Below are 23,731 nucleotides of genomic sequence, written 5' to 3' on the forward strand. Positions count from 1 at the left end.
GATATAAATTAGTAATATGACGGAGATAAAGTCCATTTTCACGGAGATAAAGTCCATTGTTATGGAGATAAAGTATAATATTTCGGAAATAGAATCCTCTAATTCGGAATTAAAGGCACGTTTTCCGGAGATAAAATCACGATTGTTTTTCGAGTAAATTAAAAACCGCTTTTATGTAATTATCACTGTTTAATTTGGAGTCAATTTTGTTTTTTAATCTGGTAGAAAGTTCTTTGTAACCCTTTATGTCAAAGAGTTTTCGCAAAGTCCTGACATTAGCGTCATTTAAAGTTCTTTTCCTCTTCAAATATTTTATTGAACGTTCAACCTGTAAGTCATTAAGTGAAACAAAATTTACATTATTACTCGTTGATTTTGAAGTATTGTAAATCGAAAATGTGTATTTGCCGTCGTGATAGGCATAATTGAAACTCAAATCATTAAAAGAATCCAGATCTGCCTTTATACTTTGCAAAAAATCTCTTTCAAATCTGGAACGTCCTTCGTATTTATCTTTGTTTATTGAAAATTGTTTTAAAATTTGAGAATATTCCATTGATAAACCTCCGAATTTTTTAAACTTCATTATCCACATTAAAAAACGCAAAGTATTGGAAGACGAAACCTGATAAGCAAGATCTTTTTTTAGAGGAAAATAATGACTCATATTAAGCAAATGTTTGAGCACTGTCTTATCCATTTTAAAATACAAATTATTTTTATTCCACTGTGGTTTCAAAATGAAAGGAACTGTCTGATAACCATTAATTGAACTGTCTTTTAATTGGAGCCAATTAATATTTGCCATATTAACTAAAGCTGATTTGATAGTCATATTTTTCATAATTCTTTTCGGGTTCAAAAATTTAAGAGGAATCTCAAAATTAACAGTTCCCTGATTTGCCCAGCCTTCAAAATAATCATCAAAATTAAATTGGATAGGACCATTAATATTTAATGGTGATTTTACAGATATGAAAAGCGACTGCTCTTCTTTGATACAGGAAAGTATTATTGTAATCACGCGCTGTTCTATGATAGAAGTTTCTTGCGATACTAAAACCTCTCTAAAATCATTTGAAACAAGAACTTTTTTCCTTGGTCTTGGCGTGAAATATTTTCTTTCTTGTATGTTTTTACTTTTCAGCATCAGTTTTTATTAAAATTAGTGCTGATCTTCTTAAAGTTTTTGCCGAAATCTAACTTCGCTTCCGCTTCAATTTCTTTTAAAGTTTTCTTTTTCCCTTGAGAAATCCAGTCTAATAATTCATCTTCAAAAAAGTAGAGTTTTTTACCGTTTTTGTAGCAGGGAATTAATCTTTTTCGCACAAGTGTATAAACTGTCGGTTTTGCCTTTCCAATGATTTGACAGGCTTCCGTAATATCTAAAGGAATTCTTTTTTGAGAAATTATTGGTGGTTCTTTCCTTTCTACCAGAAATTTAATTTCGGCTATTTCGCTAACCAGATGCGCAACTGCTCTAGGCAGGTTTTCAAATGAAATGTCATTTACTTCCATAACTATCGTTTTTAATTGTTATGGTGCAAATAAAAAAAGTGTTTTCCCTGTGTCGCATGGTACACGGAGAAAACACTTTAAAAACACAGCGTTTTAGTAATTTTTTCTACTCAGAAAGAGATTCCATGATGGTAATTATTCCTTTCATTTCATCATCTTTTAAATGTCTTTTGATACTTTCAGGTTCTACTTCTTTCAAAGATTCTAAAAATATATTTTTTAGAAACACAGCAGTTTCGAATTGGTTTCGCACATTAAAATGTTTCCATATATTCCACCCGAAATGATACAAATCTAGGTTGGATAATTTCTCGATTTTGATTGGTTTAATGTTGTCCAATTTATTTTTCTCGGAATAGAGCACAACGTAATTACAAAGTGATTTTAAATCATCTTCTGAAGTGTAAAGTGCAAATTGATTTTGGGTATATTTTATCGCAATATCTTTCTTGCCTTGTTCATTTTGATCAATTATGCTTTGTTGCTCTTGTTTTATATTCTCAAGATTTTCAGTTGGAATATCATCTTTAGTAGAATTTTTAGAACTATTTTTTTGAGGTAGTATTTTTCTATTTTTAATAATTCCGTCTAGAAATAAAACGATTAATGCATAAAGGATTATACCTAAAGCAGTCACGCACCAAAAGATAATATTTGCAGTGTAATCATCGACTCCTTTATCAAGAAAAGCCAATCTTGCCAAAGCACCTACTAATAAGCATGCAGAAATTACCGGCAAATGTTTTACTATATGTTCAAAATATTTAAAATTCATTTTATAAATTTTTCAAATGAATAGCGGAAGAAGCTTTATTTTTCTTTTCATCAACAACTTTTGCGTAAACCTGCGTAGTTTTTACGTTGGTATGACCAAGCATTTTACTGACTGTGTAAATATCCGTTCCATTGGAAAGTTGTAAAGTTGCAAATGTATGTCTGAAATTATGGAAAGTTATTTTTTTGGTAATTCCTGCACTTTCAATCCATTTTTTAAGTGGTCGAGAAATCCAAGCTGGGTTCGTTAAATCTTTAAAAACTAAATCGTTTGGAACTCCTGCTTCACCGCAAAGTTGTAAAGCTTGTTTAGACATCGGCATATATTCCACACCTTTGGTCTTTTTTTGAGTGAAGTTTATTCTTGCTTGATCTTTTTCAAGACTTATTTCATTCCATGTTAATTTTTGAATATCTGAATGTCTTAAACCAGTCAAAGAGGAAAATAACGCTGCACGTTTTAGAACATCAAGTTCGCAAGGTGTTTCGACTAAAGTGTTCAATTCTTCGAGCGTTAAATATTCCCTTCTGGATTCTTCATGTGGAATTGCTTTTATTTTAGCTGCAATATCAATAGTAAAATAATCATCAATAAACGCTTGTTTTAGTGCCGCTTTGAAAATTGAAAAATACGTTGAAGCCGTATTTTGTGAAATAATCTCTGCTTTATTACTACCGCTTTTCGCAGTCAGCAAATATGATTTGAAATTTTCACAGAATTTAGTATCAATCTGTGAGAACATAATATTCTCACCACCAAAATCTTTTAGAAATTCTATGGAGCGATACCAATTTACCTTAATGGATTCAGAGTTATTTTTATGTCGTTTGTTAGTAAGCAGATCAAAATACCTCACAAAATTCTCTTGAGATTTCTCCCTTTGTTCGACTTGAATTTTGTCGAGTTCGCTATAAAGTTCAATATTATCATATTCATTCTGTCTCAATTTTCGCAAAGCATCCGCATAAAACATTGTTTCACGGTCGTTTTCACTTTTGCAAACTATAATTCCGTTATCATCTCTTTTGGGTTTAAATGAAACTGAATTCTGCGTTGTTCGTGCAGGTCTTTTCTTGTCAAAATCTACGGTTGTGACGCTCCGGTTCAAATATTCCCGAATTCTTTGAATGTCATTTTTACCAGGAATCATCACGGGATAACTTTCCAAATAAATAAACCATTCTTTTCGGAACTCGGCTTTTCGCAATCGTACGGTAACTTTGGTTTTTAATAACTCTTTCATTTTCCGTCAAAAATTTTATCAATTAAATTTTTAGGCACATAAACGAAACTTCCAACTTGCTTTGTCGGAATTTTGTTTCTCCTAATTACGCTGTTTACCGTTCCGGGATCAGCATGGAATTTAGCGCTTATTTCAGAAATTGTGTAGCAATTCCCTACTTCAAAATTTGGTTTATCAGGGACTTCTTTTAACTTATCTGGTATTTCTACAGATGAAAATAAATCTTCCAAATCTGATCGCTTTACTCGAGTCAATCTTACTCCTAAATTAACTCCGGTAATTATGCCTCGTTTTATTAATCTATGTAAGGTGTCTTTTGAGATTCCAAACATAATTGTCGCTTCAGGAATAGAAATAAATTCTCGTGATTGAACTTCAGCAATCTTTTCCGCAAAATTTCTTAAAAGAGTTTCTTTTTCCAATCCTTCTCTTTCTCGCTTTTTTCTTGCAACTATTTCTTTGTTATTACAAGAAACAGAGCAAAAACGAGTCATAACTGTTTTTGCTTCAAATGGTTTTGAACAATGCTCACAAACCCTCGGTATTTTTAATTTACTAAATCCCATTATTAAATAACATCCTGAACATTCTCCGTTTTTGGAGTTTTAAATCACATTAGTGCGCATAAGACGCACATACTTTCGAAATATCGCTCGGTACAAGTAAGATACAAAAATACGATAAAAATCGATTAAAATCAACTATTATTGAAAAATGTTAAAAACAAAAAAATCGCTGTAAACATTACGTTTACAGCGATTTACTACTTTATTTCAATCGATGTTAATCGATGATAATTGCTAATTATTTGACTTCTTCGAAATCAGCATCCTGAACATCTTCTGTTCCTGAATTAGCTTCTGGATTTCCCTGTGCTTGATCAGCTCCCGGTTGTCCTTGATTTCCTGCAGCGTACATTTCTTCTGAAGCAGCCATCCAAGCAGCATCTAATGCTTCAGTTTTCGTTTTTACACTGTCCATATCTTTTGCTTCGAAAGCGGTTTTCAATTCTGCGTGAGCAGATTCAACTGCTGCTTTTTTATCTGCAGATAATTTATCACCGAATTCTTTCAGTTGTTTTTCAGTTTGGAAAAGCAATCCGTCTGCTTTATTGAAGATTTCCACTTCTTCTTTTCTTTTCGCATCAGAGGAAGCATTTTCTTCAGCTTCTCTCTTCATTCTTTGGATCTCATCATCTGAAAGTCCTGAACTTGCCTGAATTTTGATCGTTTGCTCTTTTCCGGTTCCTTTATCTTTTGCAGAAACACTCAAGATTCCGTTGGCATCAATATCGAAAGTTACTTCAATTTGAGGAACTCCTCTTTGTGCCGGTGGAATATCAGCAAGATCAAATCTTCCGATTTCTTTATTGTCATTAAACATTGGTCTTTCTCCCTGTCCTACTCTAATAGAAACGGCAGGTTGGTTATCACTTGCGGTAGAGAATACTTCTGATTTCTTGGTTGGAATGGTTGTATTCGCATCAATTAATTTCGTGAATACAGATCCCATTGTTTCAATTCCTAAAGAAAGTGGCGTAACATCTAATAAAAGAACGTCTTTTACATCACCGGTTAAAACTCCACCCTGAATCGCTGCACCAATGGCAACAACCTCATCCGGATTAACTCCTTTCGAAGGTTTTCTACCGAAGAATTTTTCTACTTGCTCCTGAATGATTGGGATTCTTGTAGAACCACCTACCAAAATTACCTCATCGATATCTGTAATTGCAAGACCTGCATCTGAAAGCGCTTTTTTACAAGGCTCCATTGAACGTCTTACCAAATCAGCAGACAATTGCTCAAATTTCGCTTTGGTCAAAGTTTTTACCATGTGTTTCGGACCAGTTGCAGTCGCGGTTATATAAGGTAAATTGATTTCTGTTTGTGGAGCTGAAGACAATTCAATTTTCGCTTTTTCTGCCGCTTCTTTCAATCTTTGTAAAGCTATAGGATCTGATTTTAATTCTACCCCTTCCTCAGCCTTAAATTCATCTGCCATCCAGTTGATGATGACATCATCGAAATCATCACCACCTAAATGGGTATCTCCGTTTGTAGATAATACTTCAAAAACACCGTCTCCAAGATCAAGGATTGAAACGTCAAATGTTCCACCACCTAAATCGTAAACTGCAATTTTTTGATCTTTATGTGCTTTATCCATTCCATAAGCCAAAGCTGCTGCAGTCGGCTCATTGATAATTCTTTCTACTGTTAAACCAGCGATTTCACCCGCCTCTTTTGTCGCCTGTCTTTGAGCGTCGTTAAAGTAAGCCGGAACAGTAATTACCGCTCTTGTTACTTCCTGACCCAAATAATCTTCTGCCGTTTTCTTCATTTTCTGAAGGATCATCGCAGAAATTTCCTGTGGCGTATATTCTCTGTCGTCAATTTTTACTTTGATGGTGTCGTTTGGTCCGCTCACTACTTTGTAAGGTACTCTCGAAACTTCTTTCGCATCATCTTTGAAATGCGTTCCGATAAATCTCTTGATTGAATAAACAGTTTTCGTAGGATTCGTAACTGCTTGTCTTTTTGCAGGATCACCTACTTTTCTTTCACCATCTTCGGTGAATGCAACGATTGAAGGTGTTGTTCTTTTACCTTCTGAATTTGGGATTACAACAGGATCTTTACCTTCCATTACGGAAACACAAGAGTTTGTTGTTCCTAAATCAATTCCAATTATTTTACTCATAGTATGTATATTTTTAGTTTTAAACTTATTTGATATGAGTTTCTCTAAAAATATACCAAGTGAAAAATTATGACAAATTGACAGAAATTATTATTGAGAAGTTTGTAAGAAATGAATGAAACTCCACCAAACTTCCAAAATGTTTAATACTGAAAATGCTTTTGACCAATTTCAACTGACATCTAATTAAAGCAAAATTTCTAAAGACAAAATCAAAAAAAAGACATCTCATAAAATTATGAGATGTCTTTTAAAATAGATAAACTCTAATTATTTCTTTAGGGTAAGAATATATGCTACCATTTTCTTTGCATTTTCCGGGCTCATTCCTGCATGTGGAGTCATAGGAATTTCTCCCCAAACGCCTTTTCCTCCATCAATGATTTTTGTTGCAAGATGATCAATATCAGCATCTGTATATTTATCTGCCACTTCCTGATAAGATGGTCCTACTAATCTTGCATCCATTTTATGACAAGTTAAGCAGTCTGCACCTTCAATGAGTGCCAAACCTTCATTTTTTCCTGCTGCTGCTGAATCTACCACTTTTACTACAGGTTCTTCCAGCATTACATTGCTTTCTTTGTTGGGATTAACTTTTTTGCCGCAAGAAACAATTGCAAACATTGCACAGATTACTAAGTATTTGTTCATCTTTTTTAATTTGGTACAAAAATATAAAATTTCTTGAATAAAAGTGAAGATAAATGTCATATAAAGCTTATGACTGAGATCATACTCGAATCTGACCAAATCTTACTACTTTTGGGTAATAAATATATTAAAGATATGAAAACATTAAAAACGATTGCACTCTCAGTGTTAACTATGGCGCTTTTCTCTTGTGGTGGTGACAAGAAAACAGATTCGATCCCATCTGGCTCTACAGCTACGACCACAACTACGACTGATCAAAGCAGTGCGGAAATGGAAGCTACTGCAGCAAAATATGATCCAAACAGAGGTCTTGGGAAACATGAAAAAATCGATATTACTAAATTCGATCCTGCAATGGCTGCATCTGGTAAAAAGGTTGCTGAAGTAAAATGTACTTCTTGTCATAAACCTACTGATGAAAAATTAGTTGGTCCAGGTTGGAAAGGTGTTACCAAAAAACAAACCCCAGAATGGATTATGAACTTTATCTCTAATCCTGATCCAATGATTGATGTAGATCCTGAGTTGCAGAAACAATTAGAACTTTGTTTGGTAAGAATGCCGAACCAAAGTTTGAATGATACTGAAGCACGCGAAATTCTCGAATACATGAGAGAGATCGACGGTGCGAAGTAATATTCTTTAGCAAAAAATTTAATCAAATATCAATATGAAAAGTCTTAAATTATTCGGGCTCCCCGCCATCGTAGCCTTAATTGCGCTAAGTGGTTGTAAGCCAAAAGGTACTGAAACCGCTGTAAGTGGTGATGCCGCACAGAAAGTCTATGTTGCCCCGGGAAAATATGATGAGTTTTACAACTTTGTCAGCGGAGGTTTCAATGGACAGGTAAGTGTTTACGGATTACCAAGCGGAAGATTGTTAAAATCGCTTCCTGTATTTTCTGTAAATCCTGAGAATGGTTATGGATATAGTGAAGAAACCAAACCAATGCTCGAAACTTCTCATGGTTTTATTCCTTGGGATGATCAGCATCACCTTGCACTTTCTCAAACTAATGGTGAAGTGGATGGAAGATGGCTTTTTGCCAATGCAAACAATACGCCGCGTGTTGCAAGACTAGATCTTAAAACTTTTAAAACGGTAGAGATTTTAGAAATACCTAATTCTGCCGGGAATCACTCTTCCCCTTTCTTAACCGAAAATACGGAGTATGTAGTGGCAGGAACACGTTTCGCAGTTCCGACTGATGATAAAAATGGTGACGTTCCAATCTCGTCTTTCAAAGAAAACTTTAAAGGAGTAGTTTCTTTTATCGGAATTAATAAAGACAGCGGAGAAATGGATATCGCATTCCAAATTGAAGCACCTGGAATTAACTTTGACCTTTCTCATGCAGGTAAAGGAAAATCTGGAGACTGGTTCTTCTTCTCTTGCTATAATTCTGAAAAAGCCAACACTTTGCTTGAAGTAAACGCCTCTCAAAATGATAAAGATTTCATTATGGCGATCAACTGGAAGAAAGCAGCAGAAATGGCGAAAGCAGGAAAAGGCAGAAAAGTTGCGACAGAATACGTTCATAATAAATGGGACGAAAGAACTCACAGTGCAACTTCTACCATGAAAAAAGAGGTTTTGGTACTTTCTGTTGAAGATATGAAAGATGCGATGTATTTTATTCCTTGTCCTAAATCTCCACATGGTTGTGATGTTGATCCAACTGGTGAATATATTGTAGGATCTGGTAAATTAGCAGCTTTAATCCCTGTTTTCAGCTTTACTAAAATTCAGAAAGCAATTGCTGACAAAGCATTTAGTGGAGAATACGATGGTGTAAAAGTAATTAAATACGAAGCAGCACTTCACGGTGAAGTTCAAAAACCTGGTTTGGGACCACTCCATACTGAATTTGACGGCAGAGGAAATGCAATAACTTCTATGTTTGTTTCTTCGGAATTGGTAAAATGGAATCTCAAAGATTTAAAAGTTATCGACAGAGTTCCTACCTATTACTCAACTGGTCACTTGATGATTCCTGGAGGAGACACCAAAAAACCTTTTGGAAAATATGTGGTAGCTTATAATAAAATTACCAAAGACAGATTCCTTCCAACAGGTCCGGAATTGGCACAATCTGCCCAGTTATTTGATATAACAGGAGACAAAATGAAACTGTTATTAGATTACCCGCTTTTTGGTGAACCGCATTACGCACAAGCTTTACCAGCAGCAATGCTTAAAGACCAGGTGAAATTCTTTAAAATCGAAGATAATCACCACCCTTATGTAACCAAAGGAGAAAAAGATAGCAAAGTAGTAAGAGAGGGAAATAAAGTTCATGTTTACATGACTTCAATCAGATCTCACTTTGCTCCGGATAATATTGAAGGTGTTCGAGTGGGCGACGAAGTTTACTTCCACGTTACCAATCTTGAGCAAGACTGGGATGTTCCTCACGGTTTTGCTGTAAAAGGTAACCAAAATGCTGAACTTCTAGTTATGCCAGGAGAAACTTGTACTCTGAAATGGGTTCCTAAAAAAGCCGGAATGTTCCCAATGTATTGTACCGATTTCTGTAGTGCATTGCACCAAGAAATGCAGGGATATGTTAGAGTTTCTCCAGCAGGAAGCTCCACTCCGCTTACTTACTCCTTGAATAATAAAAAAGACAACGCGCAAAGCCCAGTCAAACAAGGTGAAACCAAATAGAAATTTATAACAAAAGGGCAGTTTTCACTGCCCTTTTTCTTTTTGATGATATGTGTCATTTTGTAACTTATGTTACCTTAAAAACCGTTGAAAGGAACGACCTTTACTAGAGAAAATCATCAAATATCCAGCATCTTAAAAAATTTAAAAAAATGGAAAAAAAATTATTAAAACAATGGACAAGAATTGGGCTCGTTATTTGCGGAGTTGCGTTGGGCGTTTCTATGTTTGTACCAATGTGGTCGATTTATCTGCAAGCTCCGCAATACCCAGAAGGATTATCAATGTTCTTGTGGCCGTATAAAATTACTGGCGATTACCAAATCATCAACGGACTGAATCACTACATCGGAATGAAAACCATTCATCAGGAAGATTTCTACGAATTTAAAATCTTACCGTACGCTCTAGGATTTTTTGCACTTTTGTGTTTTATTGCAGCTTTTTTAAACACCAAAAAATGGCTTTATATTGCTACAGCCTTATTCATGATTTTTGGTGTAGCTTTCATGGTAGATTTCTATATGTGGGAATACAATTATGGTCATAACTTAGACCCTCATGCTGCGATCATCGTTCCCGGAATGTCTTATCAACCACCATTACTCGGATCCAAACAACTTCTTAATTTTGTTGCCTATTCTTACCCTAATATTGGTGGTGCCATAATGATAGGTGTTGCAGCAATTTTAGCTATCTTAGCATTTATTGAGTTTAGAAAACCAAAAACGGTTTAAGATTTACCATTAAAAAATCATTTAATCATCAATTTAAATATTATGAAATTTCCAAAAATCATCTTACTTGCACTTCCTTTTTTAGCCATAATGTCTTGTCAGGAAAGTGGACCCAAAGATTTCCTTCTTGAAAAAGATCAGTGTGATAACTGTAAAATGACGATCACGGATTTAACTTATGCCACAGAATTAATTACAGAAAAAGGTAGAGTTTATAAGTTTGATGACATCAGTTGCATGACGATGTATGAAAATTCTGAAGCTGATAAAGTGAAAAATTCAAAAAAATATGTCATTAATGCGCCGACCGGAAAATTTTTAGAATTACCAAAAGCAACACTCATCACAGGTGGAAGTATAAAATCACCCATGGGCGGAAATACCCAGGCTTTTGAAAATAAAGAAGCGGCTCAGAAAGCAGCAGCAACTTTAGGCGCAAGTATAATTAATTAATCAATTCATGTTCAAATTATTGCTCTTACTTTTTCCAGTTTTTATCTTTTCGAATGTTTTAAAAGTTGGAAAAAATGAACAATTCACCACTATCAAACAAGCTATCGCCGCCTCGAAAAGTGGCGATAGTATTTTGGTACAAAGTGGAATTTACAAAGAAGGTAATATCAACATTACGAAACCATTATCATTAATCGGTATCGGATTACCGGTTTTAGATGGGGAGATGAAATATGAAATCGTCTCTTTCCGAGCCAATCATATTTTGATGAAAGGATTCAAAATTATTAATTCAGGAGAAGATGAAATTATAAATATCGGTGCAATTCGCCTTTACGACAGTCAATATTCAACCATTGAAAATAATATTTTCGAGAATAATTATTTCGGAATTTATATTCAGCGTGGTTTCCGATGTTTAATTCAAAATAACAGAATCACTTCCAAAAGAGCTACTTCCCAGGAACGAAGCGGCGACGGAATTCATGCTTGGGTAAGCGAAGAACTCTGGATTAAAAATAATTACATTGAAGGTCAGAAAGATGGAATCTATCTTGAAAAAGTGATCAAATCTTATATTTACCACAACTATTCAAAGAAAAATCTAAGGTACGGTTTACATTTTATGTTTGCCGATGACAACGTTTACGTAAATAATACTTTTGATAACAACAACGCCGGAGTTGCTGTGATGTACAGCAATAATGTTGGAATGGTCGGCAATAATTTTATTAATAATTGGGGCGATGCGAATTATGGCTTACTTTTAAAAGACATTAGTTTCAGCAAAATAATAGACAATCGCTTTCATAACAATACGACTGCCATTTATCTAGATGGTGCCACAAAAATTGATCTTTTAAGAAATGATTTCGAAAATAATGGATGGGGCATGAAAATTAACTCCAACTGTATGGAAAACAAAATCATTAATAATAATTTTGTCAACAACGTTTTCGATGTCGGAACAAGTGGATCGATGGCTATGAACGATTTCAAAAGAAATTTTTGGGATAAATATGAAGGTTACGACCTCGACAAAGACAAAATTGGCGACGTTCCCTTTCATCCTTTAAGTTTATACGCGGTTTTGGTAGAAAGTAATCCGGCAGTAATGCTTTTATACCGTACATTTTTTGTAGATCTGCTCGATAAAACAGAAAAAATAATTCCAAGTTTGACACCCGAAAACTTTGTAGATCGGGAACCTTTAATGAAGAAAATAAATATTTAAAAATTCTGAGGATGAAGAAAATGAAGTCGCCAAAACGTTCTTCATTGCCTTTTATATCTCTTACTGATATGATAGAAGTAAAAAATTTAACGAAAAAATTCGATAGCTTTACAGCATTAGATGATTTGAGTTTGTCCTTTACCGACGGTAAATCAATCGCATTGATCGGTCCAAACGGTTGCGGAAAAACCACGTTGATTAAATGTATATTGGGTTTAAATGTCATCGAAACTGGTGATATTTTAGTCGATGGCAAAAGTGTAAAAGACGATTATCTCTACCGCAGAGAAATCGGTTATATGCCTCAAATCGGGCGTTACCCAGAAAATATGACCATCGGACAGACCATCAAAATGATCAAAGACACTCGAAAAATGTCGGAAACTCATTTAGATACCGAACTACTCGAAGCTTTCGAACTCGAAAAAATATACGATAAGAAAATGGGTAATCTTTCCGGCGGAACTACGCAGAAAGTAAGTGCAGTTCTCGCTTTTATGTTTGATCCAAAAGTTATAATTCTAGATGAACCAACTGCGGGACTTGATCCTTTGGCTTCCGAAATTCTGAAAAATAAAATTATCCAGGAAAAGAACAAAGGCAAACTTATCATTATCACCTCTCACCTTTTGAGTGAGCTTGATGATATTGTGAGTGAAATTGTTTTCATCAACGAAGGTAGAATCATCGTACAGCAATCTGTCACTGACTTAATGACCGAAAGAAATTCAGAAAAAATTTCCGAATCAATTGTAAGTATTTTAAAGGAGATGAAAAATAACTCCAAGTAAATACAAATTTTGAACAGACTTTCACTCTTATCTTTAACTTAAAAGTTAGGATGTTAGTCAAAAATTTAGATCAATGAACAAAATAGCACGCTTTATTCTTTTTGATATTTTAAAAAACAAAATCGTAATTTTCTATACCATTTTGCTCTTCATTATTTCGTGGTCCGTTCTCGGTTTAGAAGGAAATTACACAAAGGCTACTTTGAGTTTGCTAAATGTTGTTCTACTCGTAGTTCCATTGGTAAGCATCATATTTTCAACAATTTATGTTTACAATAGCAGTCAGTTTATAGAATTGCTTCTCAGTCAACCGGTTCCACGGGTAAAAGTTTGGTTTAATATCTTTTTGGGACTCTCCACGGCATTGATTTTCGCTTTTCTAATTGGTTGTGGAATTCCTATTCTACTCTACTCTTCTATAGAAACCGGATTCTCATTAATAATAATCGGAGTTCTGTTGTCTGTAATTTTCACCTCATTTGCAATGCTTTCTGCGATTTTGACTCGTGATCGTGCAAAAGGAATAGGTATTTCAATTTTTATCTGGCTTTTCTTTAGTATCATCTATGATGGAATTCTTTTAATTTTAATGTTCCAATTTTCCGATTATCCAATTGAAGGAATTATGGCGACTTTAGCAGGATTAAATCCTGTTGGTTTATCTAGAATTTTCGTCTTACTTCAGTTGAATATTTCTGCGATGTTGGGATATTCTGGTGCCGTTTTCCAAAAAGTTTTCGGTTCCGGAGGTGGTATGGGAATTTCCATGTTGATTCTCCTACTCTGGGCAACCGTTCCTTTCATACTCTCCTTAATTAAATTTAATAAAAAAGATCTGTAACTAGACTGATCTTCTATTTCTGAAAACTTCACTACTTCACAAAGATTCTATCTAGATTGACCTAATCTTTAACTCACTGAGCTTTAAGGTGATAAAAGTCAATAAACTTCTTTTTAATGATATGACTGTGGTCATACGTTTTTTCTTCATTCTGCCGTAAATTTATATAAAATTAAAGCATAATGAAAAAGTCAATTCTAATTTTGGGCATGATAGGATTTGCCCTGGTTTCCTGCAAAAAAAGTGAAACAGTAACTGCTGCTGATACTACTAATGCCACGGAAGCAGTGGGTCACGGACAGGAAGGAGTGCAAGATGAAGATTCTAAACCTAATGTGGTTCAGTTGGCTGCTAAAACCCCAGATTTATCTACATTGGTAACGGCTGTAAAAGCTGCGGGTTTAGCAACATCACTAAGTAACGCCGGACCTTTTACCGTCTTTGCACCTCTAAATTCTGCGTTTGATAAACTTCCTGCAGGAACAGTTGAAGGTTTACTAAAACCAGATAAAGTAGATGATTTATCAGATATTTTAGGATATCACACTTACGTTGGAGTAATCAAAGAAGACCAGATGTCAGATGGACAAACTCTCGGAATGGTGAACGGAAAAAACATAAAAATTACTATAGTTGACGGAAAACCTGTCATCAACGGAAAAGCAAAAATTGTTGCAACAGTACCGGCTTCAAACGGAATCGTGTATGTAATTGATGAAGTGCTGCTTCCGGCAAAATAAAGATCTGAGTTTATTGAATTTAATGTTGGAACGGCTTTCAAAATAATTTTGAAAGCCGTTTTTTTTATGGGTTAAATCGAAATTATAATCTGTAATTCATTAAAATTAAGTCTTCTTAAACGATTTTAAATTAATGAAAATCCAGAATATCGAAGCAAACATTAATACCGAAACAAGCAGAAGCATTTCATTTGCAAAGGGAATAGAAATATATTTGATAGAGAAAACGCCCATCAAACCAAGGATAAACTCATTCAGGAAAATTCCTAATAAAAGAAGCTTCACTCCCAGAAGAAGCTTTTTTGTTATCGTAAAATAATTGGTCGCTAAAATCTGATTGACTAAAAATGTGGCGATACACATCAATAAAATCAAATGTAGATAAGCGATCACAACGTTTCTAAAGCCAAATGCGAACTGATTGAGCGCCGGAATATTAGAACCTAACTGAAGTGCGATCTTCACCGCGAAAGCAAATCCTGCATACATCAAAACAAACCGATGCATTGGTGACCATTTCAAAACTAAATTGGTCCAGTTCTTTTTCACGAAAAGATAAAGCATTACTGCACCGATCGTTTGTCCGATGGTCGCAACAACAATAACTGCAAAAACATAAACCGGCATTTTCATCCATAAAACCGATAATCCGTAACCAATGATGCAACCGAAAAACAGAAGCCAGAATATTAATTTATTTTGCTTCTCAGAAATCGCAGAACCCACTTGTTTCATAGAGAATAAAAGAAAACCAATACAGGAAAAAATAAAGAAACCATTATATTGAAAATGCAGATAATAATATTCTGAGGCTAGATAAAGATCCTGTGTCGCCGTTTTAGACATCATCATAAATCCCAAATTAAATACTCCGACAGAGGAAATAACCGCGAAAAACAGACCTGCTAAAAACCAAATTTTCGAAGTATCCTGAATTTTATTGGAATCTCTAATGAAGAAAAAGAAAAAGGCAAAGCTACAGAGCAAAGCTGTTGTAGAACCCGCGATCGACGCCCAGAAATAGCCACCATAAATAAATGTTCCGAGCATAGAAAAGGAAGCGATCAAATTGATAATGATGAGTTTCTCATACTTTTTCAGATTAATTGCCGAATTGATTTTACTCAAATAATTTAGGATCAGCACATAGATCACATTGGTGATCCAGGCATAAAAAGCAAAATGCGAATGAGCTTCCTGTAAATGCTTCTGATCTAAAAAAGGCATTGAATATAAAATTTTGTAGCGCATCGTAACGCCCAAAAGTGCGACGATCAAAAAATTGAAAATTGAAAATTTCAGCCAGAAACTTCTTTGCATTAGTAATAAATTTTATGATTGATTAATTGTAACTTTTCTTCTCTCTCCATCTTTTTCACTGCTCGAATTACAGTTTCTACAGCCAATCCAGTTGAATTTGCCATTTCTTTTCGTGTGACATCAATGATTGTTTTTTGCTCAGGTTCTAATCCTAAAGTTCTCTTGTGAATTTTTAGAAATTGTAGAATTCTTTCATGCGGACTCAAGTGAACGATAGATTTCAGCTTCATGGTTTTTTCATAAGCTTTCCGGGCAATTTCTTTTGTAAATCTAAATAGCAATGGCGGATTATCGATCATGAATTTTTGAAATTGCTCCTCATTAAAACAGAAAACTTTCGCCGTTTCGCTAGCAATAATTGCATTTGCAGGATATCTTTCACCCAACAAAAAAGGAGGTTCACCCAAAAACATGTGATTCACCACGGTACTGATCAAAAACTCTTTACCTTCAGAGTCGGTATTGTAAATTTTGATCTCACCTTCCAGCAGATAATAAAGATTAACAGCTTTCTGATCTTCCCGAAAAAGAGTGTCTTTTTTCTTAAAATGAAGAACCGGAATTTTATTTTTCAACAAAATTTCTTTTGAGAACATAATTTTAGTTTGATTCAAATTTAACACTAAATTATTGTTCCACCTATGATTGCGATCACAAACTAATGCGCAAAATTCCTTATTTTTGGGGAAATCTAATTCAATTAAAATGTCGAATCAATTTAACCCAAGAGATATTACGTGGCTCGCTTTTAACGAAAGAGTTTTGCAGGAAGCGATGGATGTTGAGGTTCCTCTTCATCTGCGTATTCGGTTTCTCGGAATTTTTTCAAATAATTTAGATGAATTTTTTCGCGTTCGTGTTGCCGGACTAAAACGGGCGATGGATTTTAAAGAAAAATACATCACCGAATCTTTTTACCAACCACCTACAAAAATTTTACAGAATATCACCGAAGTGGTCATTAAGCAGCAGCAAAATTTCGATAAAACCTGGAAAAAAATTCAGGTAGAAATGGCAGATGAAAATGTATTCATCAAGAATTCTAAAACCCTGAACGCTGAGCAGAAAAGATTTGTTGTTCACTATTTTGATGAAATGGTAGAAAGCAATGTCATTCCGATTTTGTTGAATGAAAATTCGCCGATGCCTTATTTGAGAGACAAATCTCTTTATTTGGGAGTCGCGATGCGTACAAAGCAATTTCAATACGAAAGCAAATTTGCCATCATCGAAATTCCTTCACGAATTTTGGGTCGTTTTGTACTATTACCGTCCGACGACGACATCAAAAACGTAATGCTTCTGGAAGATGTGATCACCTATAATTTACCCCATATTTTTTCCTATTTCGGATATGATGAGTTTGAAGCGCATTGTTTTAAAGTTACTAAAGACGCCGAATTCGATTTAGATAATGACATTAAAACAACGCTTGCACAAAAAATTGAGAAAGGAATTAAATCCCGTCGGAAAGGAAAACCAACACGTTTTGTTTTTGACAAAGCAATGGATAAAGCCTTACTGGAGTTTCTCATCAGAAAATTACATTTAACAAAAAAAGACAGCATTATTCCAGGTGGAAAAATTCATAATTTTCGTCATTTTATGGAGTTTCCCGACGTTTTTAAAGCCTATAAAAAACCCGTAGAGAGAACGTCTTTTGATCATCCTGACCTGGTCGGAAGAAGAGTCACCGATGTGATTCAAAAAACCGATATTCTGCTTACTTTTCCCTATCATAATTATACGCAGGTTATCGATCTGCTGCGGGAATCAGCAATGGATCCGGATGTAAAATCGATTCAAATTACCGCTTATCGTTTGGCGAGTAATTCAAAAATAATTAATGCTCTGATCAATGCGGCTCGAAACGGAAAAGAGGTTACCGTAATGCTCGAACTTCGCGCAAGATTTGATGAAGAAAGCAATCTAGGCTGGAAAGAAATCCTGGAACAGGAAGGTGTGAAAGTTTTAGTCGGAATTCCAAACAAAAAAGTTCACGCAAAACTCTGTGTCATCAAAAAAAGAGTGCATAATAAAACGGTGCAGTATGGTTTTGTAAGCACCGGAAATTTCAATGAAAAAACAGCGAAAATTTATGGCGATCATCTCTTAATGACTTCTGACCGAATTATCATGGCAGACATTAATAAGATTTTCAATGTTTTGAGAAAACCAAAAGATAATATCATGCAGGCTTTAAAAGGGTGTAAAAAATTATTGGTTTGTCCGGAATTCATGCGCGAAAAAATCATTCATCATATCGACAAAGAAATTGAAGAAGCCAAAGCCGGACGAAAAGCTTTGATGATCATTAAAACTAATTCATTGAGTGACCGCGCTTTAATTGAGAAAATTTATGATGCCGCAAAAGCCGGTGTCGTTGTAAAATTAATTGTCAGAGGAATTTACTGCGCCGTTAATCAGAAAGATTTTAAGCAAAAGATTACCGCTATCAGTATTGTTGATGAATATTTGGAACACGCGAGAGTCATGTATTTTTATAGCAAAGGAAGCGAAGATATCTACATTTCTTCCGCCGACTGGATGACGCGAAACCTGGATTACCGAATTGAAGCAGCTGCAAAAATCACCCAGAAAAACATCAAAAAAGAAATTAAAGACTTGCTCGACATTCAATTGAGCGATAATGTAAAAGCAAGAATTCTGGATAAGAAATTGAGCAACCAATATGTGGAAGGTGATAAAATAAAAATTCGTTCACAGATCGAAACTTATCGGTATTTAAGAGCCAAGGAAAAGGTTTAAAGAGCCAAGTTAGAAGTAAAAAGATCCAGGTTAAAAACTTATGGATAAATTCCTTTTATCGAAAGTTTTAATTTTCGATCATCATTAGTAAAATAAAATTCATAAAATTCACCATCCACCAATTCACATTTATTGCATACCTTTGCAGTGCTTTTAGAAAAGGGAATTGTGTGCAAATCACAAACTGTCCCCGCAACTGTAAATCACCACTAGTGAAACTGCAATACAACCACTGAGCAATCGGGAAGGTGCAGTTTTGTGAAAGTCAGGAGACCTTACTGAAAGTATTAACTTATAAAATGCTTTCGGAGGAAAGGCTTCATTAATGACTAAAAAATACCAATTTTCGGCTGTTTTACTATTTTGTTTTTTCTTGGGTTTTTCTCAGGAGAAAGTGATCGACACGGTTTATATCTTCGACAATCAGTTGCAGAATTCTAAGAAATTCCACAAAATTGAAACCTTAGATGAATCAGATCTGCTAAAAAACACAACGAATCTTTCGGAAGTGCTGCGGTTTCAATCACCGGTTTACATCAAAGAAAACGGTCGTGGAATGGTTTCCTCACCGTCTTTTCGAGGAACTTCCGCACAACAAACCGCTTTTATCTGGAACGGAATTAATATCAATTCAACCTTTTTAGGACAAGGTGATGTCAATAATCTAAATCTTCTTGGTTACGATCAATTAGAAATAAAATCTGGCGGTGGAAGTGTTATTTACGGAAGTGGTGCAATAGGCGGAACGATCCATTTAAATAATGAATTATCCTTTAATAAAGGTTTTAAGACGAGCTTATTTTTAGAAGGAGGTTCTTTTGATACCTTTAATTCTTTTCTAAAAACATCTTACAGCGACGAAAAAGTATCGGTAAAAGTATCGGGGAATTTTGTTAAAAGTGATAATTATTACGAAGTTCCGGAAAAAAAATACGTCAACTTAAACGGCGAATATGACAACCGCACTTTTAATTTAGGAACTGCTTACAAAATCGATCACAGAAACACGGTTTCCTGGCAAACTCAAATTTACGACGGCGTTCAGCACTACCCTGTTTCTTCAGAAGATTTTACAAAAACAAAATATTTTTCTGATACTTTCCGAAGTTTGGTCGCTTGGGATTTTAAGAATAAAAAACTTCAAAATAGCTTCAAACTGGCTTATTTGCAAGATGAATTTCAATATTTCGATCATATTGAAAAACCAAAAAGCAGTGGCGGAACGGCGGATATTTATTTGGCAAAAAATGATCTCAATTATATTTTTACTGATAAGATCGCCTTAAATATTATTGGAGAATATCAACTTAATAAAGCCAAAGGTTACAAATCTGGGATCACTTCAGTGGAAAGAAACGCTGGTTCAGCAGCAGGTTTACTAAGATGGAATCCTTCACAAAAATTTTATTTTGAAGCCGGAATTAAAAAAGATTTTGTAGAAAAAATTGAAACTCCAGTTCTTTTCTCTTTTTCCGGAAAAATGAAAGTAAGCGATTGGTATCAAGTTGCTTTGAACGCTTCTAAAAACTTCAGATATCCGTCTTTCAATGATTTATATTGGCAACCTGGCGGAAATTTAAATTTACGTTCAGAGATTTCTTATCAGGGAGAATTAGGAAATAATTTTAAATACGGCGATTTCAAATTAAATGTTACTCCTTATTATATCAGCATTAAAGATATGATCCGTTGGTTACCCAATTCGAAAGGAATCTGGTCGCCGATGAATACGAATAAAGTGGAATCTTATGGAGTAGAATCAAAGTTTGATTTTGAAAAAGAATTCGGAAAAAACAAAACTAAATTTTCGCTTGGCTACATTTTCACCCATTCAAAAAATGTGAAAACAGACCGGTTTTTAGCGTACGTTCCACAACATAAAATTTACGGAAACGCGAATTATCGCTATGATTTCTTAGAACTTTTTGTTCAGGGAATGTTTAATGGATTGACTTATACTTCAGATGACGAAAAACTGAAGGACGCAATTAAATCCTATTTCGTGATGAATTCAGGAATCAACATCACTGTTTTAAAACATTATCAAATCGGTTTTAAAGTGAATAATATTCTCGATGAAATCTACGAAACTACAGCTTATTATCCTTTACCAAAAAGGAATTACAGCGCCAACCTTTTAATTAACTTTTAAAAATAAAAATATGAAATTTTCTAAAATTCTTGCTTCAGCTTTTGCGCTGACTTTACTGTTCAACATTTCTTGTCGAACGAATGACGATCCGATTAAAGAAGAATTACCAAAAGGCGCGTACGAAAACGGAATCATCATCACTAATGAAGGTGGATATTCTACGCCAACTTCTACGGTTTCTTTTATTCCAACCGATTTATCAAAGCAGGAAGACAATATTTTCGCAAAAAATAACGATAATGCGATTTTGGGAAATGTTTTCCAGACGATCGGATTCAAAGGTGATTTAGCATATCTCGTTTTGAACGTTCCTAATAAAGTGGAAATCGTAAACCGTTATACTTTCAAAAAAACCGCGACAATCACTTCTAATTTGAGCACACCAAGATACATTGCGTTTACTCCAAACAATACTTATATCACCAATCACGATTTTTCTACCGTGAAAAAAGTAAATATTTATGACAACGCGAATAATTTTGTAAAAAGTATTGATTTTGATCGTTATGCTGAGAAAATATCAGCTTCAAACGGTTATGTTTATGTACAAACGGATGGTTTAACTTACGATTCATCTTACAACGAATTGGCGACCGGACATACGATCTCCAGAATTAATCCTGCGACCAATGCGGTTGATAAAACGATTACTTTATCTGATGATTTGGTAATTCGCGATATGATTGCCGATGACAATTTTGTTTATGTAGTAACGTCAGATTATACGAATTCTAACATTTACAAAATTACTTCTGCGACCGGAAATGTACAGAAAATCGAATTGCCAGGTATTACAGGAGCGCAAAAACTAGCTTTGGATAACAGCAAATTATATTTCATGACTTCCGGGAACAAGATTTATAATTTAACTGCAACTACGGCAAACTCTATGTTTACTGCAACGGCAAGTTATGCTTACGGATTTAATGTAATTGATGGAAATGTTTATGTTTCTGATGGTTCATTTACCGGAGACAGCACCGTGAGAATCTATAATTCTACAGGAACCATAGTAAAAACTTTGAACACAGGAATCGGGACCAATGGTTTTTATAAAAACTAAAATTCGAACTGTAAGTATTTCAAAAAAATATTCTCATTATAAAAAAAGAACGCACTTAGAAATGCGTTCTTTTTTGTTTTATATAGAAAGTTTATTACGTTTATATTCCAATCTTTAATCCAAGAAGTTCACCTTCTTTAATGACGAAATTTCTCGCTTCATCTTTATCGTTTGCAATTTCACCTTCCAAAATAGCTTCTTTTACTTTTTCTTTTAAAATCCCGATTTCCCGACTGGGTTTTATATTAAACAGCTCCATAATTTCTTCTCCTGAAATTGGTGGTTGAAAATTTCGGACCTGATCTTTCTCTTCTACTTCTTTAATTTTAATGGCAACTTCTTCAAAATTTCGTTTGAACTTTGCCTGTTTCGACGAATTTTTTGTAGTAATATCTGCTTTATTCAAAATAAACAAATCCTCCAGATCTTCACCAGCATCAAATAATAGTCGTCGCAGCGCAGAATCTGAAGTTCCGTCATCAACCAAAGCGATTGGTCTTGAGGAAAGTTTGACGAGTTTCTGAACATATTTCATATCCGTTCCAAGCGGTAATTTTAAACGGTAGAAAAGATTCTTTACCATTTTTGATCCCAAAAATTCATGTCCGTGGAAAGTCCAGCCAATTCCGTCTACAAATTTTTTCGTCGGTGCTTTTCCGATATCGTGCAATAAAGCTGCCCATCGAAGCCAAAGATTATCAGTATTTGTAGAAATATTATCTACGACTTCAAGGGTGTGCCAGAAATTATCTTTGTGCGTTTGTCCTTCAACTTCTTCGATTCCTTTTAATGCAGTTAATTCTGGAATGATCAATTGCATTAAACCGGTTTCTTCCATTAATTTTAAACCAGCAGATGGTTTTGCAGAAAGCATGATCTTATTAAATTCAACCATGATCCGTTCGAGAGAAACAATTCTTATTCTTTCAGATTCATTTTTGATCGCATTCAAGGAGTTTTCTTCAATCTTAAAATTTAAGGTAGAAGCAAACCGAATTGCACGCATCATTCTCAAAGGATCATCGGAATAAGTTTGACTGGGTTCTAAAGGCGTGCGAAGAATTCTATTTTTAATATCAAGAATTCCCTCAAAAGGATCGATTAAATCGCCAAAGTTTTCTTTATTTAAAGAAATTGCCAAAGCATTAATGGTAAAATCTCGGCGTTTTTGATCGTCTTCCAAAGTCCCGATTTCTACAGAAGGTTTTCTGGAATCTTCGGCGTAGCTTTCTTTTCGAGCGCCTACGAATTCTAAATCAAGACCTTGATGCTTGAACATTGCCGTCCCATAATTTTTGAAAACAGAAACTTTAAGCTTTGGATTGAGTTCTTTTGCGATGGCCTTTGCGAGTTCTATACCATTTCCTTCCGTAACAAAATCAATATCGGTCGGACTTTGACGCTTCATCAACAAATCACGAACGTAACCCCCGACAATAAAAAGAGTTTGATTATTTTTAGCCGCAACTTCGGAAAAAATCTTAAAGGTTTTGAAATTTTTATTTTGCGTGAGATTGATATTCATAAGCTGAATTACCACAATCGAATGATTGAAGTTTTAATTTTTGCAAAGATAAGGAAAAGAGAAGCGTGATTAAAACTGAAAATCCAATCTAAATAAGAACTTGTAAAGTAAAATTTGATTAAGGGTCAAAATAAAACGCCTGGTTTTATACAAATCCGAGCGTTTTTAGAAAATAAATATTCAAAAGTATAAATTGATAAAACAATATCTACTTTAAAATCTTTAGCTTTCTTTATTGCTTTTCTCCAAAAGCCAATCACCGATTTCATCTTCCAGATATTCGGTTTGAATTTTTACAGCGTCCATAAAATCGTCAGGAATATTTGAGGTATCGCTATTCTCCATATTATATAACTCATCCGACATCAATTCGTATTCCTCATAAATTCTTTTGAACCTGGGACTGTTTTTCTCTAATTCTTCAATTTTTTTCTGTTGAGGAATGAATTTTCTGAAAGGTTTCTGTATTGTCATGATTTTTTTTTGATATTACTTCTTTCTTTGTAAAATTTAAATCTACTTATCGGTATTTAAAAATAAAA

The 23,731-nt window shown here is 34.5% G+C and carries 22 protein-coding genes and 1 riboswitch; of the genes, 11 read left to right on the forward strand and 11 right to left on the reverse strand.

The annotated features are described in order from the left end of the window. Positions 1-136 precede the first annotated feature (136 nt). The 7 genes from OA86_RS02960 to OA86_RS02990 all read right to left on the reverse strand — a co-directional run bounded on the left by OA86_RS02960 (position 137) and on the right by OA86_RS02990 (position 6,893). Complete coding sequence (locus tag OA86_RS02960; RefSeq protein ID WP_039348631.1) at positions 137-1,150, reverse strand: replication initiation protein; 1,014 nt, start codon at positions 1,148-1,150, stop codon at positions 137-139. Further along, positions 1,150-1,518 carry a helix-turn-helix domain-containing protein gene (locus OA86_RS02965; protein ID WP_039348635.1) on the reverse strand — a complete coding sequence of 123 codons (369 nt, stop codon included), beginning with the start codon at positions 1,516-1,518 and terminating at the stop codon, positions 1,150-1,152. Before OA86_RS02965 ends, OA86_RS02960 begins: the two co-directional genes overlap by 1 nt. 106 nt (positions 1,519-1,624) lie before the next feature. Further along, positions 1,625-2,293 carry a hypothetical protein gene (locus tag OA86_RS02970; RefSeq protein WP_039348637.1) on the reverse strand — a complete coding sequence of 223 codons (669 nt, stop codon included), beginning with the start codon at positions 2,291-2,293 and terminating at the stop codon, positions 1,625-1,627. A 1-nt stretch (position 2,294) separates the two neighbouring features. Continuing rightward, the gene (locus OA86_RS02975) at positions 2,295-3,536 is read right to left on the reverse strand and encodes a site-specific integrase (protein ID WP_039348639.1); all 1,242 of its coding nucleotides are present in this window, start codon (positions 3,534-3,536) and stop codon (positions 2,295-2,297) included. After that, positions 3,533-4,102: a helix-turn-helix transcriptional regulator gene (locus OA86_RS02980; RefSeq protein ID WP_039348642.1), complete on the reverse strand. Its 570-nt coding sequence runs from the start codon at positions 4,100-4,102 to the stop codon at positions 3,533-3,535. Before OA86_RS02980 ends, OA86_RS02975 begins: the two co-directional genes overlap by 4 nt. Before the next feature lie 238 nt (positions 4,103-4,340). Continuing rightward, a complete protein-coding gene (dnaK, locus tag OA86_RS02985) occupies positions 4,341-6,239 on the reverse strand; it encodes a molecular chaperone DnaK (RefSeq protein WP_039348645.1) in 1,899 nt (632 codons plus the stop codon). 270 nt (positions 6,240-6,509) lie between these two features. After that, complete coding sequence (locus tag OA86_RS02990) at positions 6,510-6,893, reverse strand: c-type cytochrome (protein ID WP_039350408.1); 384 nt, start codon at positions 6,891-6,893, stop codon at positions 6,510-6,512. 135 nt (positions 6,894-7,028) lie between these two features. Between OA86_RS02990 and OA86_RS02995 the strand changes: the two genes are divergently transcribed. The 8 genes from OA86_RS02995 (at position 7,029) to OA86_RS03030 (ending at position 14,360) form a co-directional block, all read left to right on the forward strand. Then, on the forward strand, positions 7,029-7,532 hold the full coding sequence (locus OA86_RS02995; protein WP_039348648.1) for a c-type cytochrome: 504 nt from the start codon (positions 7,029-7,031) through the stop codon (positions 7,530-7,532). 34 nt (positions 7,533-7,566) lie between these two features. Further along, on the forward strand, positions 7,567-9,564 hold the full coding sequence (gene nosZ, locus OA86_RS03000) for a Sec-dependent nitrous-oxide reductase (protein ID WP_039348651.1): 1,998 nt from the start codon (positions 7,567-7,569) through the stop codon (positions 9,562-9,564). A gap of 152 nt (positions 9,565-9,716) precedes the next feature. Further along, on the forward strand, positions 9,717-10,301 hold the full coding sequence (locus OA86_RS03005) for a hypothetical protein (RefSeq protein WP_039348654.1): 585 nt from the start codon (positions 9,717-9,719) through the stop codon (positions 10,299-10,301). 42 nt (positions 10,302-10,343) lie between these two features. Next, the gene (locus tag OA86_RS03010) at positions 10,344-10,754 is read left to right on the forward strand and encodes a nitrous oxide reductase accessory protein NosL (RefSeq protein WP_126340450.1); all 411 of its coding nucleotides are present in this window, start codon (positions 10,344-10,346) and stop codon (positions 10,752-10,754) included. 7 nt (positions 10,755-10,761) lie between these two features. Beyond that, the gene (locus tag OA86_RS03015; RefSeq protein WP_039348655.1) at positions 10,762-11,988 is read left to right on the forward strand and encodes a nitrous oxide reductase family maturation protein NosD; all 1,227 of its coding nucleotides are present in this window, start codon (positions 10,762-10,764) and stop codon (positions 11,986-11,988) included. Between the two features lie 11 nt (positions 11,989-11,999). Continuing rightward, the gene (locus tag OA86_RS03020; RefSeq protein WP_375600432.1) at positions 12,000-12,779 is read left to right on the forward strand and encodes an ABC transporter ATP-binding protein; all 780 of its coding nucleotides are present in this window, start codon (positions 12,000-12,002) and stop codon (positions 12,777-12,779) included. A 73-nt stretch (positions 12,780-12,852) separates the two neighbouring features. Beyond that, entirely contained in the window at positions 12,853-13,620 is a 768-nt protein-coding gene (locus tag OA86_RS03025) for an ABC transporter permease subunit (protein WP_039348661.1), read from the forward strand. Between the two features lie 182 nt (positions 13,621-13,802). After that, complete coding sequence (locus OA86_RS03030) at positions 13,803-14,360, forward strand: fasciclin domain-containing protein (protein ID WP_039348665.1); 558 nt, start codon at positions 13,803-13,805, stop codon at positions 14,358-14,360. A gap of 105 nt (positions 14,361-14,465) precedes the next feature. Here OA86_RS03030 and OA86_RS15825 read toward each other — a convergent pair whose 3' ends face one another. Both OA86_RS15825 and OA86_RS03040 read right to left on the reverse strand, forming a co-directional pair. Next, complete coding sequence (locus tag OA86_RS15825; RefSeq protein ID WP_039348668.1) at positions 14,466-15,680, reverse strand: hypothetical protein; 1,215 nt, start codon at positions 15,678-15,680, stop codon at positions 14,466-14,468. After that, a complete protein-coding gene (locus OA86_RS03040) occupies positions 15,680-16,276 on the reverse strand; it encodes a Crp/Fnr family transcriptional regulator (RefSeq protein WP_039348671.1) in 597 nt (198 codons plus the stop codon). Before OA86_RS03040 ends, OA86_RS15825 begins: the two co-directional genes overlap by 1 nt. 109 nt (positions 16,277-16,385) lie before the next feature. Between OA86_RS03040 and ppk1 the strand changes: the two genes are divergently transcribed. From ppk1 to OA86_RS03055, 3 genes are all read left to right on the forward strand, one after another. Continuing rightward, a complete protein-coding gene (ppk1, locus tag OA86_RS03045) occupies positions 16,386-18,449 on the forward strand; it encodes a polyphosphate kinase 1 (protein ID WP_039348674.1) in 2,064 nt (687 codons plus the stop codon). A 129-nt stretch (positions 18,450-18,578) separates the two neighbouring features. Continuing rightward, a riboswitch (cobalamin riboswitch) is annotated at positions 18,579-18,745 on the forward strand. Between the two features lie 29 nt (positions 18,746-18,774). Then, complete coding sequence (locus OA86_RS03050) at positions 18,775-20,601, forward strand: TonB-dependent receptor plug domain-containing protein (RefSeq protein ID WP_039348677.1); 1,827 nt, start codon at positions 18,775-18,777, stop codon at positions 20,599-20,601. 10 nt (positions 20,602-20,611) lie between these two features. Then, positions 20,612-21,664: an NHL repeat-containing protein gene (locus tag OA86_RS03055; protein WP_039348681.1), complete on the forward strand. Its 1,053-nt coding sequence runs from the start codon at positions 20,612-20,614 to the stop codon at positions 21,662-21,664. 100 nt (positions 21,665-21,764) lie between these two features. Here the strand turns inward: OA86_RS03055 and OA86_RS03060 are convergent, their stop codons facing one another. Together OA86_RS03060 and OA86_RS03065 are read right to left on the reverse strand one after the other, a co-directional pair. After that, complete coding sequence (locus tag OA86_RS03060; protein WP_039350414.1) at positions 21,765-23,189, reverse strand: CCA tRNA nucleotidyltransferase; 1,425 nt, start codon at positions 23,187-23,189, stop codon at positions 21,765-21,767. A gap of 222 nt (positions 23,190-23,411) precedes the next feature. Then, positions 23,412-23,663 (reverse strand): hypothetical protein, encoded by a 252-nt coding sequence (locus tag OA86_RS03065; RefSeq protein ID WP_039348696.1) that lies wholly within the window; start codon positions 23,661-23,663, stop codon positions 23,412-23,414. Positions 23,664-23,731: the final 68 nt, after the last annotated feature.

Origin of the sequence: Kaistella jeonii, from assembly GCF_000812865.1 — a bacterium.
Lineage (GTDB): Bacteria > Bacteroidota > Bacteroidia > Flavobacteriales > Weeksellaceae > Kaistella > Kaistella jeonii.

Bases quoted from the DNA above. Each gene is read 5' to 3' on its own strand.
- nosZ (WP_039348651.1), top strand. From the start codon at position 7,567: ATGAAAAGTCTTAAATTATTCGGGCTCCCCGCCATCGTAGCCTTAATT.
- OA86_RS03040 (WP_039348671.1), bottom strand. From the start codon at position 16,276: ATGTTCTCAAAAGAAATTTTGTTGAAAAATAAAATTCCGGTTCTTCAT.
- OA86_RS02970 (WP_039348637.1), bottom strand. From the start codon at position 2,293: ATGAATTTTAAATATTTTGAACATATAGTAAAACATTTGCCGGTAATT.
- OA86_RS02960 (WP_039348631.1), bottom strand. From the start codon at position 1,150: ATGCTGAAAAGTAAAAACATACAAGAAAGAAAATATTTCACGCCAAGA.
- OA86_RS02990 (WP_039350408.1), bottom strand. From the start codon at position 6,893: ATGAACAAATACTTAGTAATCTGTGCAATGTTTGCAATTGTTTCTTGC.
- OA86_RS03010 (WP_126340450.1), top strand. From the start codon at position 10,344: ATGAAATTTCCAAAAATCATCTTACTTGCACTTCCTTTTTTAGCCATA.
- OA86_RS03005 (WP_039348654.1), top strand. From the start codon at position 9,717: ATGGAAAAAAAATTATTAAAACAATGGACAAGAATTGGGCTCGTTATT.
- ppk1 (WP_039348674.1), top strand. From the start codon at position 16,386: ATGTCGAATCAATTTAACCCAAGAGATATTACGTGGCTCGCTTTTAAC.
- OA86_RS03020 (WP_375600432.1), top strand. From the start codon at position 12,000: ATGAAGAAAATGAAGTCGCCAAAACGTTCTTCATTGCCTTTTATATCT.
- OA86_RS03055 (WP_039348681.1), top strand. From the start codon at position 20,612: ATGAAATTTTCTAAAATTCTTGCTTCAGCTTTTGCGCTGACTTTACTG.
- OA86_RS02980 (WP_039348642.1), bottom strand. From the start codon at position 4,102: ATGGGATTTAGTAAATTAAAAATACCGAGGGTTTGTGAGCATTGTTCA.
- dnaK (WP_039348645.1), bottom strand. From the start codon at position 6,239: ATGAGTAAAATAATTGGAATTGATTTAGGAACAACAAACTCTTGTGTT.
- OA86_RS02965 (WP_039348635.1), bottom strand. From the start codon at position 1,518: ATGGAAGTAAATGACATTTCATTTGAAAACCTGCCTAGAGCAGTTGCG.
- OA86_RS02995 (WP_039348648.1), top strand. From the start codon at position 7,029: ATGAAAACATTAAAAACGATTGCACTCTCAGTGTTAACTATGGCGCTT.
- OA86_RS03025 (WP_039348661.1), top strand. From the start codon at position 12,853: ATGAACAAAATAGCACGCTTTATTCTTTTTGATATTTTAAAAAACAAA.
- OA86_RS03030 (WP_039348665.1), top strand. From the start codon at position 13,803: ATGAAAAAGTCAATTCTAATTTTGGGCATGATAGGATTTGCCCTGGTT.
- OA86_RS03050 (WP_039348677.1), top strand. From the start codon at position 18,775: ATGACTAAAAAATACCAATTTTCGGCTGTTTTACTATTTTGTTTTTTC.
- OA86_RS03065 (WP_039348696.1), bottom strand. From the start codon at position 23,663: ATGACAATACAGAAACCTTTCAGAAAATTCATTCCTCAACAGAAAAAA.
- OA86_RS02975 (WP_039348639.1), bottom strand. From the start codon at position 3,536: ATGAAAGAGTTATTAAAAACCAAAGTTACCGTACGATTGCGAAAAGCC.
- OA86_RS03060 (WP_039350414.1), bottom strand. From the start codon at position 23,189: ATGAATATCAATCTCACGCAAAATAAAAATTTCAAAACCTTTAAGATT.
- OA86_RS03015 (WP_039348655.1), top strand. From the start codon at position 10,762: ATGTTCAAATTATTGCTCTTACTTTTTCCAGTTTTTATCTTTTCGAAT.
- OA86_RS15825 (WP_039348668.1), bottom strand. From the start codon at position 15,680: ATGCAAAGAAGTTTCTGGCTGAAATTTTCAATTTTCAATTTTTTGATC.